Genomic DNA, 13563 nt, shown 5'->3' with positions numbered 1-13563 from the left:
GTTTGCCGTGCCGGGCGGCGCGGCCTTCAGCCGAAATTCCAGTCCGCCTCCACGCCGTCGCCGGTGCGCAGCCGATGGCCGATGCCGCCGTGGATGATGGCGTTCATGCCGAAGGTGGGCTTGTTCTCCAGGCGCGGATCGGCGCGGTAGCGGCTGAGCGTGGCCAGCACTTCGGGGCTGCGCTCGGCGGTCGCGGGGTCGATGTTCGGGATGGGGCAGCGCGCACAGGGCTTGACGGGCTGCAGCCGCACCTGGCCATCGCCGCTGGCGATGCGGATTTCGCTGAAGCGGTCTTCGTCGTGCGCCTCGATGCCGGACAGCACGATGTTCGGCCGCAGCCGCTCGATGCCGATCGCCGCGTGTCCCGCCTGCGCCAGGCGCTGGTTGAGTTCGGCCAGCGATGCCTCGCTGGTGACGAGCAGCGGGTAGCCATCGACGAACTGGTTGACGGCTTCCACGCCTTGCGTCCAGGCGAGGTCGGACAGGCGCCGCACCTCGGGATCGAAGCGTGCCAGCCGCAGCCCGCTCCGGCCGAGGAAATCGCTGAACCACTGCGCCGCCACGTCGCCCATGTCCCAGGCGTCCACGGTGTCTTGCCAGACGCGCACCCGGGTGCGGCCGGCGGCCTGGTCGGTGGGCAGGTGCAGCGCCAGCATGCCGGGCGCGCGCAGCACCACTTCGGTGCTCTTGATCCGCGGCTGCACCAGCGCCATGCGCGGCCATTCGCGCTGGGTCAGGAACACGCCCTCGGCATCCACCACCATCCAGGAGCGATCCAGGTCCAGGCCGGTCTCGGTCAGCAGTGCCTCATGCAGCTCCACGCCGGCGCAGGATTTGACCGGGTAGGCAAACAGGCGGGCGATGCGGGCGGACAGCGGTTCGTCAAGGCTGGGCATGGCACTGGAAGAGGGCAAAGCGCGCCATTGTGCGCCTCCTACAATCCGGGCATGGGCCAGGCATTTGATATTTGCATCCGCGGCGCGGGCGTCGTCGGGCGCACGGCGGCGCTGCTGCTGGCGCGCGCAGGGCTGCGCGTGGCGCTGGTGGCGCCGCCCGTCCCCAGCGGGCAGGCGGATGTGCGCGCCTATGCGCTCAATGCCGCCTCGCGCGGCCTGCTGGAATCCGTGCGCGCCTGGCCCGATGCGCAGCACGCCACCGCCGTGCGGCGGATGCAGGTCTGGGCCGAGGCGGGCGGGGCGGTCGAGTTTGATGCGGTGGCCGAGCGCGTGCCGGCGCTTGCCTGGGTGGTCGATGTGCCGGCGCTGGAGCAGCGGCTGCAGGACGCGATCGGCTTTCAACCCCTGGTGGAGAGGGTGGCGCAGCCGGTGCCGGCACCGCTTGCCGTGGTGTGCGAAGGCCGCGCCAGCCGCACCCGCGCTGAATGGGGCGTGGAATTTGACCTGACTCCCTATGCGCAGGACGCGATCGCCACGCGTTTGCAGTGCGAGCACGCGCACGGCGCGGTGGCGCGCCAGTGGTTCGCGGCGGACGGCGGCATCCTCGCTTTTCTTCCCCTGGATGGCGAAGGCGGGAACTCGGTGGCCGTGGTGTGGTCTGTTGCCCATGGACAATCACAACATTGGCTGCAGGCGGATGAGGCTGGGCTGGCTGCCGCGCTGCGCGAAGCCAGCCGCGGCGCTCTCGGAGCACTCACGGTGACCGCGCCGCGTGCCGCCTGGCCGCTGGTGCAGGCGCGCGCCCGGCGCTGGTGCGGCGCGGTCGCGGGGGTGCCAGGGCAATCCTGGGTACTCGCCGGGGACGCCGCGCATGCGGTGCATCCGCTGGCGGGGCAGGGCCTGAATCTGGGCCTTGCCGATGCGGCCGCCCTGGCGCAGGTGCTGGGCGGGCGTGAGGGCTGGCGGGCCCTGTCGGACCAGCGCCTGCTGCGCCGCTACGAGCGCGCGCGCAAGACCGAAGTGGCCACTGCCATGCTGGCCATGGACGGGCTGCAGCAGCTGTTCACGCGCGGCGACGCGGCCTTGAAGCCGCTGCGCGCGCACGGCATGAATGCGTTTGATCGCCTGGTGCCGCTCAAGGGCTGGGTGAGCCGCCACGCCATGGGCGTGGCCTGATTTTTTTCCAACCGGGCCGCGGCCCTGCTGAACAACCATGAAACCTTTTCTTCGATTCCTTTCTCTGGCGTGCGCCGTCCTGCTGCTGGGCGCCCAGGCGGCGAACGCGCAGGAGGCGCAGATCCGCAAGGCGCTGGCCGAACGCATCCCGCAGCTGGCGCAGATCGACGAAGTGAGCGCCACCCCGATGCAGGGGCTCTATGAGGTGCGCATAGGCACTGATCTTTACTACACCGACGCCGGCGGCAACTACCTCATCCAGGGCGAGCTCATAGACACCAAGGCGCGGCGCAACCTGACCGAGGATCGCGTGAACAAGCTCACGGCCATCGATTTCAAGTCGCTGCCGCTCGACGATGCCTTCAAGGTGGTGCACGGCAAGGGTGAGCGCCAGCTGGTCGTCTTCGAGGACCCGAATTGCGGCTATTGCAAGCGCTTCGAAAAAGACATGCAGAAGGTGGACAACGTCACCATGCACGTCTTCCTCTACCCCATCCTGAGTCCGGATTCTGCAGAGAAGTCGCGCAACATCTGGTGTGCCAAGGACCGCGCCGCCGCCTGGCAGGACCACATGCTCAGGGATGTGACGCCCGCGACGGCCAGTTGCGACATGAAGGCGCTGGAGCGCAACCTGCAGCTGGGACGCAAATACAAGATCACCGGCACGCCGACGCTGATCTTCACCGATGGCTCGCGCGTGCCGGGCGCGATTGCGGCGGCCGAGGTGGAGCGCAGGATGAATGAACTGGCCGTTGCCAAAAAATAGTTCATTGTTTTGTGAGCTGTCAGCGCTTGCTGGATAAGCGCTGGCGTTTGATTTGGCACTTGAACCCGGTGGGAGACGGCCGATCGCCGGCTCTGGTGTAATGGGGCATGCCCTCTGAATCCGCATCGCCCATCCATTTCCGTGTCGCGGCGCCCGACCCGCACAGCCACCGCTACCACCTCACGCTGACCATCGCCCGGCCGGCGGCGCGCCAGGCCGTTTCTCTGCCGGTGTGGATTCCCGGCAGCTACCTGGTGCGCGAGTTCGCACGCAATCTCATCGGCCTGCGGGCCGAGCAGGGTGGCAAGGCCGTGGCCATCCGGCAGATCAGCAAATGCGAGTGGCAGATCGCCTGCAAGCGCGGCGCGGCGCTCGTGTTGCGCTATGAAATCGTGGCCAGCGACCGCTCGGTGCGCACCGCGTGGCTGGACGCTACGCGCGGCTTTTTCAACGCCACCAGCCTGTGCCTGCGCGTGCATGGGCAGGAAGACGGCGCGCACGACATCGAAGTGCTGCGCCCCGCCGCCTGCCCCGATTGGCAACTGGCCACGGCCCTCACGCCGCTCAAGGCCGCGCGCCACGGTTTTGGCCGCTACCGCGCCGCGCATTACGACGAGCTGGCAGACTGCCCGATGGAGTTGGGTGCCTTCCAGAGCTTCCCATTCACCGCCTGCGGCACAGCCCACCGGCTGGTGGTGAGCGGCGCCGCGGCATCGTTTGACAGCGCCCGCCTGCTGCGCGACGTGCGGCGCATTTGCGAGGAAGCCATCCGCTTCTGGAGCCCCGATGGCCAGGCGCCGTTTGAGCGCTACACCTTTCTGCTCAACGTGGTCGACGACGGCTACGGCGGGCTGGAGCACCGCGGCAGCACCGCCCTGATCTGCGGCCGGCGCGATCTGCCGCGCCTGGGGGATGCCAAGCCGCCCGAGGGCTACACCACGCTGCTGGGCCTGTTCAGCCATGAATACTTTCACGCCTGGAACGTCAAGCGCATGCGCCCGCGGGAGCTGGCGCGCTACGATTACACGCAGGAAAACTACACCGGGCTGCTCTGGTTCTTTGAGGGCTTCACCAGCTACTACGACGATCTGCTGCTGCGCCGCGCAGGGTTGATCGACCAGACCACCTACCTCAAGCTGCTCACCAAAACCATCAACCAGGTGCTGCAGACCCCCGGCCGCCAGGTGCAGAGCGTGGCGCAAGCCAGTTTTGACGCCTGGACGCGCTACTACCGCCCGGACGAGAACACCCCCGGCACCACGGTGAGCTACTACACCAAGGGCGCGCTGGTGGCGCTGTGCCTTGATCTTGCGCTGCGCCGCGCGGGCCGCTGCACGCTGGACGGCGTGATGCGCGCGCTCTGGACGCACAGCGGCGGCGGGTCCATCACCGAGAAGGATATCCGCCGCGTGCTGCGCCAGTGCTCCGGCCGCGGCTGGGGTGCCGAGCTGGATGCCTGGGTGCATGGCACCGGCGAGCTGCCCCTGGCCGAGCTGCTGGCAGCCACCGGGGTAGATTGCAATAACGACAGCGCGCAAATCGCCCAGCGCCTGGGCCTGCGCGTGCAGGAAGGCGCCAGCGTGCAGATCAGGATCGTGCTGCCGGGCGGTGCCGCGGAGCGTGCCGGCATGATGGCGGGCGACGAATGGCTGGGCGTGGAAGTGGCGAGCGAAGGCTGGCGCCTGAAAAAGCTGGACGACCTGCCGCTTTACGCCGTGGCGGATGGCGCCATGACCGCGCTGGTGGCGCGCGATGCCCGCCTGCTGCGCCTGCCGCTGGTTCTGCCCAAGGCGGATGCCGTGGGCGGCAACGTGCTCCTCGGCGTGCGCGATGCGGGCCTGGCCGATGCCTGGCTGGGGAAGCCCTGAGCCGCCCCCGCCCAACCGCCCAACCGCCCAACCGCCCGCTATAGTCAAATGCTTTCGCCGATACAACGCAGGAGTACCCCCATGACCTATGAATGCATCACCGTCCGCACCGAAGCGGAAAAAATTGGCGTCATCACGCTCAACCGCCCCAAGCAGCTCAACGCGCTCAACGACCAGCTCATGAACGAGCTGGGCGAGGCGCTGGCCGCCTTTGATGCGGACGAGAAGATCGGCTGCATGATCGTCACCGGCAGCGAGAAAGCCTTTGCCGCCGGCGCCGACATCGGCATGATGGCCAGCTACACCTTCGCCGACGTCTACAAGGGCGACTACATCACGCGCAACTGGGAGCGCATCCGCAGCGTGCGCAAACCGGTGATCGCCGCCGTCAGCGGCTACGCGCTGGGCGGCGGCTGCGAGCTGGCGATGATGTGCGACTTCATCATCGCCGCCGACAACGCCAAATTCGGCCAGCCCGAGATCAAGCTCGGCGTGATCCCCGGCGCCGGCGGCACCCAGCGCCTGCCGCGCGCCGTCGGCAAGGCCAAGGCCATGGACCTGGCGCTCACCGGGCGCATGATGGACGCCGCCGAGGCCGAGCGTGCCGGCCTGGTCAGCCGCGTGGTGCCGCTGGAAAAACTCATGGAAGAAACCCTGGGCGCGGCGCTGACCATTGCCGGCTTCTCGCAGATCGCCGTGATGGCCGCCAAGGAATCGGTCAACCGCGCCTTCGAGAGCGGCCTCTCGGACGGCGTGATGTTCGAACGCCGGCTGTTTCACGCGCTGTTCGCCACCCAGGACCAGAAGGAAGGCATGGACGCCTTCGTCAGCAAGCGCGCGGCGAACTTCACCAATCAATGACCCCGGATGACTCCCTCCTCCTCTGGGGGGTGGGGTGGGGGCTTCGCTTGGCCAGAAACCAGTTCACCGCACCGCGAAATCCGCCGCGCAATGCACGCGCCCGCGCTCGTTGTAAACGATGAACACCAGCGGCCCGAGTGAGAGCAGCAACAGCCCCCAGACCAGCGGCAGCCCCTGCGCCACGGCCAGCGGCGCCAGCCCCACGCAGGCCAGCACGCCCAGCACCAGGGCACGCTGCCGGTGCGATGCGCGCGTGGCATGGCGGTGCAGCGCCCAGATCGACGCGATGTAGATCGCCTGCGCCGCTGCCACCATGCTGACCGCCTGCAGCGCGGAACTCTGGCTGCCCGGCTTCACTGCATCGGCCACCACCTCCAGCCCGCTGCCCACGGCGGCCAGCGCGGCAAACGTCGCATAGTGCCCATAGCCCCAGAGGAACGCGCGCTCGCGATGGCGGTGCAGCGATTCGCCCGAGGGCAGCAAAAAATACATCCACCACAGGCAGAACGCCAGCAGCGTGCCCGCCAGGCCCAGCAGTGCCAATTCAAACGTGAGGCCGCTGGCCTGCACCAGATTGCTCACCGCATTCGTCGCGCCCAGGATGCTCTCGCCCAGAATCATGATGACGAAGCCGCTGTAGCGCTCGGCGATGTGGTGCGCGTGCCAGGGCGTGGGCGGCCCCACCGTCTCGGCCCACAGCGGCACCGCCAGCTCCAGCAGCACCAGCGCAATCAGGCTGGGCCAGATCAAGCCTTGCGGCAGCAGGCCGGCACTGGCGGCGAAGAACTGCGCGATCCACAGCACCTGCACGCAGGCCACGCCAGCCGCATAGCGCAGGCAGGTGCCGCGCCGCAGCGGGTCGCCCCGCGCGGCACGCAGCCACTGCACGCACAGCGGCAGCCGCATCGCCGCGTAGCCCGCCACAGCCAGCGCGGTACGCTCCTCGAACAACCCCGGCACGCCGGTGGCGAACACCAGCACGCCCGCCATCTGCAGCAGCGTGAGCACGCGGTAGGTGGCGTCGTCGTTGTCATAGGCCGAGCCAAACCACGTGTAATTCATCCAGGCCCACCAGATGGCGAAAAAGGCCAGCAGAAAGCCGGGCAGGGCGGTCAGCGCGTGCCCCGCGCCCTCGGCATGGTGCAGTTGCGCCGCCGCCAGCGACACGCCGACCACGAAGGTCAGATCAAACAGCAGCTCCAGCGGCGTGGCCGCGCGGTGCGCTTCGTGGATGTCGCGCCCGCGGGCGGGCGGCGGTGTCGGAGGGGAGGTGCTGACCATGGATCGGAATCGTAAAGCGCATGCCGGCACCGGAAGAAGCGGCCTTTTCGGCTAGAATGCGCGCCTTCGGTGGTATAGCTCAGTTGGTTAGAGCGCAGCATTCATAATGCTGATGTCCCAGGTTCAAGTCCCGGTACCACCACCAGATCCGTGACAAAGCCCGCCAAGGACAGTTGCCCTGGCGGGCTTTTTCATGGGCTGCGCGCCCCGATGCACCCGTCCCACACGGCCCACGGCCCACGGCCCACGGCGGCGCAGCGTACGCACAGCGCGGCGCATGCGCTTGACAGCAAGGCATTGGGCGACAATGACGGCCATGACTGAACCCACTTTGGCCGCAGCAGCGGCATTGGCCAAATCCGACCAGAACCTGGTCTGGCTGGACTGCGAAATGTCGGGCCTTGAACCCGAAAAAGAGCGCCTGCTGGAGATTGCCATCATCGCCACCGGCCCGCAGCTCACGCCGCGCGTGGAGGGCCCGGTGCTGGTCATTCACCAGAGTGATGAATTGCTGAACGCGATGGACGCCTGGAACAAAGGCACGCACGGCAAAAGCGGCCTCATCGACAAGGTGCGTGCCAGCACGCTTACCGAAGCGCAGGCCGAGGAAGAAATCCTCAAGTTCATCAAGCGCTACGTGCCCAAGAACAGCACCCCCATGTGCGGCAACACCATAGGGCAGGATCGGCGCTTTCTGGTGAAGTACATGCCCAGGCTGGAGGCGTATTTCCACTACCGCAACATCGACGTGAGCACGCTCAAGGAACTGGCCAAGCGCTGGAAGCCTGCGGTTGCCGAATCCTTCAAGAAGGCGCAGAAACACACCGCATTGGCGGATGTGCATGAATCCATCGACGAGCTGGAACACTACCGCAGGCATTTTCTGCAGGCTTGAGTTGCATTGGGGGCTTGCGGGTAAACCCTGATCGTGCGACAATCGCTGGCTTGCGCAAGAACTGCGCGATTTGTGCATCTCCCTTCTCACACCGGGCCGCTGGCATAGCCTCCAGCATGAACGGCCCATCCGGGCGCTTGTGAAAAGCGTTCGGTTTCCGTCAGATGGTTGATGTTTTTTCATGACCCTCTGACGGTCGGCGCGGGCAATATCCGTGCGGCCTGCTTCACCATGACAGACACCGCAATCCCTGCGGGCGCTGGCGCGCCTGCTTCTCCTTCCGTTGCCGCGAACGGCTTCGTTTCCCTGGGCCTTGCGCCCGAACTGCTGCAGGCCGTGAGCAGCCTGGGCTTCACCGCCCCCACGGCGGTGCAGGACCGGGTGATTCCCCTGGCCATGGGCCAGGGCGCCAGCCAGGATGGCTTTATCGACCTGATGGTCTCCAGCCAGACGGGCAGCGGCAAGACGGCCGCCTTCCTGCTGCCGGTGCTGCATACCCTGCTGGCGCAGCACGAGCAGAAAAAGGACCAGGAGCGCGCCGCGTTCGAGCGCGCCTGCGCCGAAGCCGAGGCCAAGGGCCAGCCAGCCCCCAGGCGTCCCAAGCGCAAGAACCCTCTGATGGCGCGCCACTTCGAGCCCGCCGTGCCTGGCGCGCTGGTGCTGTGCCCGACGCGCGAACTGGCGCAGCAGGTGGCGCACGACGCGATCGACCTGGTGCAGCACTGCAAGGGCCTGCGCATCGCCAGCGTCGTCGGCGGCATGCCCTACCAGCGGCAGATCGCGCAACTGCAGAATGCCAACCTGGTGGTGGCCACGCCCGGGCGCCTGCTGGACCTGCAGCGTTCCGGCCAGCTCAAGCTGGACGAGGTGCAGTTCCTCGTCGTCGACGAGGCCGACCGCATGCTCGATCTGGGCTTTTCCGATGACCTGGCCGAGATCCACCGCCTCACCGCGCAGCGCCATCAGACCATGATGTTCTCGGCCACCTTCGCGCCGCGCATCCAGCAGCTGGCGATGCGCGTGATGCACGACGGCGGCTCGGGCGTGCAGCGCGTGCAGATCGACTCGCCGCAGGAAAAGCACGAGAACATCAAGCAGGTGCTCTACTGGGCCGACAACGCGCAGCACAAGCGCGCGCTGCTCGACCACTGGCTGCGCGATGCCCAGATGGACCAGGCCATCGTCTTTGCCAGCACGCAGATCGAGTGCGATGCCCTGGCCGGCGATTTGCAGCAGGCGGGTTTTTCGGCCGTCGCGCTGCATGGCGCGCTCAGCCAGGGCCTGCGCAACCGCCGCCTGATGGCGCTGCGCCGCGGCCAGGTGCAGATTCTGGTGGCCACCGACGTCGCGGCACGCGGCATCGACGTGCCCACCATCACCCACGTCTTCAACTTCGGTCTGCCGATGAAGGCCGAGGACTACACGCACCGCATCGGCCGCACGGGCCGCGCGGGGCGCCAGGGGCTGGCAGTGACCTTTGCCGAATTCCGCGATCGCCGCCGCATTTTCGATATCGAAACCTTTACCCGCCAGCCGTTTGAAACCGCCGTGGTGCCTGGGCTGGAGCCCACGCAGCGCCCGCCGCAGCCGATGCGCGCTCGCCGGCCGGAAGGCGCAGGCCGAGGCCATGGCGGTGGCCGGCCGGGATATGGCGGCGGCCAGCGCCGAGAAGGTTTCAGCCACCGCAGGGACGATCAACGCGGTCCGCAGGCGGCCTTTGGCGAAGGGCGGTTTGCGCCTGCCGGCCGCCGCGGCGAATCGCAGAACCGCGAACGGCCACGCGCCGGCGGCCGCGCCGGTGCCTCCCGTTCTCGCGGCATGCGCTGATTCCCGACGCAAGTCGGAAAAGGCCGGCCTGCCCTTCGGGGTGGGCCGGCCTTCGCCGTTCTGGAGCACGGGCTTCTCGCCAATAATGCGGGGCTTCTGGAGAACCTGCATGTCCACCCCCTTGTCTTCGGCCGCTGATTTCGAACATATGTTCGACTTGGCCCCGGTCTCCCTCTGGCTGGAGGACTGGAGCGGCGTGCGGGCCCTGCTGCAGCGCTGGAAGAACCAGGGCGTGGCGGATGTGGAGGCGTTCCTGCGCGGGCACCCCGAGCGGGTACGGGAGTACGGTGCCGCGATCCGCATCCTCAAGGTCAACCGCAGAACCCTGGCGCTGTTCGCGGCTGCCGATCAGGCGACGCTGGAGGCATCGCTGGAGCGCATTTTTCGCGACGACATGCTGGAGCCGGCGATTGCCGAGCTGCGCCAGCTCTGGAGCGGTGCGCTGGAGTTTTCCAACCAGACGGTGAACTACGCACTCGATGGCAGGCGCCTGGATGTGTTCATCCGCGGGCGCATCCTGCCGGGGCATGAGTCCAGCTGGGAGCGGGTGCTGGTGTCACTGGAAGACAACACGGTGCAGGAGCGCGCGCGTGTGCAGTTGCAGGAAAGCGAGCGCCATGCGCGCCTGCTGTTCGAGCATTCGCCGGTGTCGCTCTGGGTGGAGGATTTCAGTGCCATCAAGCGCCTGCTCGACAACCTGCGCGAGCGGGGCATCACGGACCTGAAGACCTTTCTGAAGGTGCATCCGGAATTCGTCGAACAGTGCCTGCACGAGATCCGTGTCGTGGACGTCAACCGCACCACGCTGCACCTGTTCGGCGCGGTGGACAAGCAAGCGCTGTACGCGCAATTGGCCGCGGTGTTCCGCGATGAAGCGCTGGAGACGTTCGCCGATCAATTGCTGGATCTGTGGGACGGCAGGCTGGTGCAGCAGCGCGAGGTGGTGAATTACACCCTTGCGGGCGAGCCCTTGCACATGCACATGCAGTTCGCGGTGCAGGAGGATCACCATGGCGACTGGGGGTTGGTGCTGCTGTCGCTGGTGGACATCACCGCGCGCAAGAAGGCCGAGGCCTACCTTGAGTATCTGGGCAAGCACGATGTGCTGACCGGCCTGCGCAACCGCGCCTATTACGTGGAGGAACTCAATCGCCTGGCGCGCAAAGGGCCGTGGCCGGTGGCGGTGATCGCGATGGATCTCAATGGCCTGAAGACCGTGAACGATGACCACGGCCATGTGGCGGGCGATGCGCTGCTGCGCCGTGCGGGTGAAGTGCTTTCCAAGGCGGTGGGCAGCAGCGGCTGCGCCGCACGCATTGGCGGTGACGAGTTCGCCGTTCTGCTGCCGGGCGCGGACGAACGTGCGGCGCAGACGGTGATGGAGCACGTGACGAGCCTGCAGGAACTCAACAACCAGTTCTATCCGGGGCAGCCGCTCAGTCTCGCGATGGGGCTGGCCGTGGCGTGCGATGGAGCGGCCGTCACCGCCGCTGTCCACCAGGCCGACATCGCCATGTATGAGGTCAAGGCGCGCCACTACGAGTCACGTGGCGCCGATCGGCGCCAGCGCTGAACCTGCCAGCGGTCACGTGACGTTGCGCCCGATTTCGGGCCAGCGGTGGTGCAGCCAGATCCAGGCCACGAGCCCGATCAGCATCATCAGCAGCGATGCCGCGGCCATCCCGACCGTGGAATGCATCACCAGCGGCGCGATCACACCGGCAACGAAGCCGTTGGCCGTCGAGCCGACAAAGGCCTGCAGCGAAGATGCCATGCCGCGCCGCGCGGGAACGAGGTCAAGCACCAGCAGCGTGATGACCGGCACCATCAGTGCCCAGCCCAACGAGAAGATGCAGATCGGCAGCATCGCCCACGCGACATGCGGCGTGAAGAGCAGATTGGCCCCCAGGTTGAGGAGCACCATCGCCAGCATGATCACGAAGCCGTGGCGGATCTGGCGCTTGGGCGCTACCTTGCCGGCCATGCGCCCGCTCAGCCAGGCGCCGCCCATGATGCCCAGGATGTTCAGCAGGAAGAACCAGAAGAACTGCCCCGGCTGCAGGTGCAGGTGTTCACCCAGGAAAGCGGGTGCCGCGAGGACGTAGAGGAACATGCCATTGAACGGCACGCCGCTGGCAAGCGCCAGCAGCACGAAGCGCGGATTGGTGCCCAGCTGCCAGTAGCCGCGCATCAGATGTCCCAGGTGCAGTGGCTGGCGCCGCTCGCGCGGGAGCGATTCGGGCAACAGGCGCCAGTTGGTCAGCAGCAGCAGCGCGGCGATCGCCGTCAGCAGCCAGAACACGCTCTGCCATGGCAGGTGCTCGGAGACCCAGCCACCCATCATCGGTGCGATGGCCGGCGCGATGCCGAAGAAGATCGTCACCTGGCTCATCACCTTCTGGGCCTGGGCCTGGGGGAACAGATCGCGGATGACCGCACGCGCCACGACGATGCCGCCGCCGGCCGACAGTCCCTGCAGTGCCCGGAAGAACACCAGCCAGCCTATCGTCGGCGACAGCGCGCAGCCGGCCGAGGCCAGCGTGAAGATGCCCAGCCCCCAGAGCACCACGGGCCGGCGCCCGAAACTGTCGGAGAGCGAACCGTGAAACAGCGCCATGAAGGCGAAGGCGAACAGGTAGGCCGATAGCGTCTGCTGCATCTGCAGCGGCGTGGCATTCAGACCCGCCGCGATCGCCGGAAACGCGGGCAGATAGGTGTCGATGGCAAACGGCCCCAGCATGCCCAGCAGTGCGAGCAGGATGGACAGGGCCCAGAGCGGTCCGCGCCAGGCGACGGGAGCGTCAGAGTGCATGGGTGCCATTGTCTTTCGCGGTGGATGGGCGCGATGCGTTTGTACTGCGAACCGCTGACCTTGCGCCGGCTGGTCCCGGTTGCGGCAGGCGCGGATCAAAAAAGCCCGCCCAAGCTGCTGCCTGGCGGGCCTGACGATGAAACTGGTGGGTCCTGTAGGATTCGAACCTACGACCAACGGATTAAGAGTCCGCTGCTCTACCAGCTGAGCTAAGAACCCGAGTACGGATGTACGCGAAGCTCGCTATTATGCACGAGTTCTGGGCGCATGCCCCGCATGCCCGACTGCGAGAGAGGGAGCACGCAATGCAGGATCCGCGGTACGACGACCCGGCGTGGCTTGAGCGCATGTACAACACGCGCGCGACCGTGCCTGACCACATGGAGCTCATGCAGGCCTGGACGCGCGATTCGGCGGCGGTGCGCGAAGCGCTGCCTTGCCACCTGGATGTGGCCTACGGCAGGCGTGATGGTGAGACGCTGGATATTTTTCCGGGCGAGCCGCAGCGCGCGCCGGTGCTGGTCTTTGTGCACGGCGGCTATTGGCGTGCATTGGACAAATCGGACCATTCCTTCGTGGCGCCAGGGTTCGTCGCGGCCGGTGCCTGCGTCGTGGTGGTCAATTACGCGCTGTGCCCGGGCACGCCGGAGCAGCCGGTGACGATTCCCTTCATCGTGCGCCAGCTGGAGCAGGCGCTGGCCTGGCTGTGGTCCAACATCAATAAATACGGTGGCGATCCTGGCAACATCACGCTGGCGGGGCATTCGGCGGGCGGGCATCTCGCTGCGCTGCTGCTGGCCAGCGCCTGGCCGCTGCTGCTGAGCCGGCTGCCCGATGTGCTGGTGCGCAAGGCACTGTCGATCTCGGGTCTGCACGATCTGGCGCCCATCATGCATACGCCATCGCTGCAGCAGGATTTGCACCTGACGGAGCAGCAGGTGATGCGCTGCAGCCCGGCGCTGCTGCCGGCACCGCCCGAGGCGCACTTGCACTGCATGGCGGGTGGTGATGAATCCGAGGAGTTCCACCGGCAGTGCCGTCTGGTCCAGCAGGCCTGGGGTTCGCACTACGTGCCGCGGGCGCAGGTGCTGCCGGGCCTGAACCATTTCACCATCCTCAACGCGCTGGCGGACCCGAAGAGCGACGTGCACCGCATCGCCCTGAACCTGCTGCGTTTCTGA

Annotated in this window: 11 protein-coding genes and 2 tRNA genes; 9 read left to right on the top strand and 4 right to left on the bottom strand. The window is 67.2% G+C overall.

Features of this window, described 5'->3' with window-relative positions:
• Nucleotides 1–26: 26 nt before the first annotated feature.
• Nucleotides 27–896 carry an MOSC domain-containing protein gene (locus K320_RS0103795; protein WP_024537549.1) on the bottom strand — a complete coding sequence of 290 codons (870 nt, stop codon included), beginning with the start codon at nt 894–896 and terminating at the stop codon, nt 27–29.
• A 51-nt stretch (nt 897–947) separates the two neighbouring features.
• Here K320_RS0103795 and K320_RS0103790 point away from each other — a divergent pair, with 51 nt between their 5' ends.
• The 4 genes from K320_RS0103790 (at nt 948) to K320_RS0103775 (ending at nt 5567) form a co-directional block, all read left to right on the top strand.
• Nucleotides 948–2072 (top strand): FAD-dependent monooxygenase, encoded by a 1125-nt coding sequence (locus tag K320_RS0103790; protein WP_024537548.1) that lies wholly within the window; start codon nt 948–950, stop codon nt 2070–2072.
• Nucleotides 2073–2109: 37 nt separating this feature from the next.
• Entirely contained in the window at nt 2110–2838 is a 729-nt protein-coding gene (locus tag K320_RS0103785) for a DsbC family protein (protein ID WP_024537547.1), read from the top strand.
• A gap of 107 nt (nt 2839–2945) precedes the next feature.
• Nucleotides 2946–4706: a M61 family metallopeptidase gene (locus K320_RS0103780; RefSeq protein WP_024537546.1), complete on the top strand. Its 1761-nt coding sequence runs from the start codon at nt 2946–2948 to the stop codon at nt 4704–4706.
• An 81-nt stretch (nt 4707–4787) separates the two neighbouring features.
• Complete coding sequence (locus K320_RS0103775; RefSeq protein ID WP_024537545.1) at nt 4788–5567, top strand: enoyl-CoA hydratase; 780 nt, start codon at nt 4788–4790, stop codon at nt 5565–5567.
• Nucleotides 5568–5630: 63 nt separating this feature from the next.
• On the opposite strand, the gene K320_RS0103770 is transcribed toward K320_RS0103775, so the two are convergent.
• Nucleotides 5631–6848, bottom strand: a complete 1218-nt coding sequence (locus tag K320_RS0103770) for a low temperature requirement protein A (RefSeq protein ID WP_024537544.1) — start codon at nt 6846–6848, stop codon at nt 5631–5633.
• Between the two features lie 68 nt (nt 6849–6916).
• Between K320_RS0103770 and K320_RS0103765 the strand changes: the two genes are divergently transcribed.
• The 4 genes from K320_RS0103765 to K320_RS0103750 all read left to right on the top strand — a co-directional run bounded on the left by K320_RS0103765 (nt 6917) and on the right by K320_RS0103750 (nt 11143).
• Nucleotides 6917–6993, top strand: a tRNA-Met gene (locus K320_RS0103765).
• Nucleotides 6994–7155: 162 nt separating this feature from the next.
• Entirely contained in the window at nt 7156–7743 is a 588-nt protein-coding gene (gene orn, locus K320_RS0103760) for an oligoribonuclease (RefSeq protein ID WP_024537543.1), read from the top strand.
• A 231-nt stretch (nt 7744–7974) separates the two neighbouring features.
• Nucleotides 7975–9570 carry a DEAD/DEAH box helicase gene (locus K320_RS0103755; RefSeq protein WP_024537542.1) on the top strand — a complete coding sequence of 532 codons (1596 nt, stop codon included), beginning with the start codon at nt 7975–7977 and terminating at the stop codon, nt 9568–9570.
• A gap of 109 nt (nt 9571–9679) precedes the next feature.
• The gene (locus K320_RS0103750) at nt 9680–11143 is read left to right on the top strand and encodes a sensor domain-containing diguanylate cyclase (RefSeq protein ID WP_024537541.1); all 1464 of its coding nucleotides are present in this window, start codon (nt 9680–9682) and stop codon (nt 11141–11143) included.
• Between the two features lie 12 nt (nt 11144–11155).
• On the opposite strand, the gene K320_RS0103745 is transcribed toward K320_RS0103750, so the two are convergent.
• Together K320_RS0103745 and K320_RS0103740 are read right to left on the bottom strand one after the other, a co-directional pair.
• Nucleotides 11156–12382 carry a multidrug effflux MFS transporter gene (locus tag K320_RS0103745; protein WP_024537540.1) on the bottom strand — a complete coding sequence of 409 codons (1227 nt, stop codon included), beginning with the start codon at nt 12380–12382 and terminating at the stop codon, nt 11156–11158.
• Nucleotides 12383–12525: 143 nt separating this feature from the next.
• Nucleotides 12526–12601 (bottom strand) — tRNA-Lys (locus tag K320_RS0103740).
• An 86-nt stretch (nt 12602–12687) separates the two neighbouring features.
• On the opposite strand from K320_RS0103740, the gene K320_RS0103735 reads away from it, so the two are divergent.
• Nucleotides 12688–13563, top strand: a complete 876-nt coding sequence (locus K320_RS0103735) for an alpha/beta hydrolase (RefSeq protein WP_024537539.1) — start codon at nt 12688–12690, stop codon at nt 13561–13563.

The sequence above is a fragment of the Comamonas badia DSM 17552 genome (genome assembly GCF_000484635.1).
Classification (GTDB): domain Bacteria; phylum Pseudomonadota; class Gammaproteobacteria; order Burkholderiales; family Burkholderiaceae_C; genus Comamonas_C; species Comamonas_C badia.
Note: the sequence above shows the minus strand (reverse complement) of the source record. Positions and strands in the feature narration are given on the sequence as shown.

Bases quoted from the DNA above. Each gene is read 5' to 3' on its own strand.
- K320_RS0103795 (WP_024537549.1), bottom strand. From the start codon at position 896: ATGCCCAGCCTTGACGAACCGCTGTCCGCCCGCATCGCCCGCCTGTTT.
- K320_RS0103790 (WP_024537548.1), top strand. From the start codon at position 948: ATGGGCCAGGCATTTGATATTTGCATCCGCGGCGCGGGCGTCGTCGGG.
- K320_RS0103785 (WP_024537547.1), top strand. From the start codon at position 2,110: ATGAAACCTTTTCTTCGATTCCTTTCTCTGGCGTGCGCCGTCCTGCTG.
- K320_RS0103780 (WP_024537546.1), top strand. From the start codon at position 2,946: ATGCCCTCTGAATCCGCATCGCCCATCCATTTCCGTGTCGCGGCGCCC.
- K320_RS0103775 (WP_024537545.1), top strand. From the start codon at position 4,788: ATGACCTATGAATGCATCACCGTCCGCACCGAAGCGGAAAAAATTGGC.
- K320_RS0103770 (WP_024537544.1), bottom strand. From the start codon at position 6,848: ATGGTCAGCACCTCCCCTCCGACACCGCCGCCCGCCCGCGGGCGCGAC.
- orn (WP_024537543.1), top strand. From the start codon at position 7,156: ATGACGGCCATGACTGAACCCACTTTGGCCGCAGCAGCGGCATTGGCC.
- K320_RS0103755 (WP_024537542.1), top strand. From the start codon at position 7,975: ATGACAGACACCGCAATCCCTGCGGGCGCTGGCGCGCCTGCTTCTCCT.
- K320_RS0103750 (WP_024537541.1), top strand. From the start codon at position 9,680: ATGTCCACCCCCTTGTCTTCGGCCGCTGATTTCGAACATATGTTCGAC.
- K320_RS0103745 (WP_024537540.1), bottom strand. From the start codon at position 12,382: ATGCACTCTGACGCTCCCGTCGCCTGGCGCGGACCGCTCTGGGCCCTG.
- K320_RS0103735 (WP_024537539.1), top strand. From the start codon at position 12,688: ATGCAGGATCCGCGGTACGACGACCCGGCGTGGCTTGAGCGCATGTAC.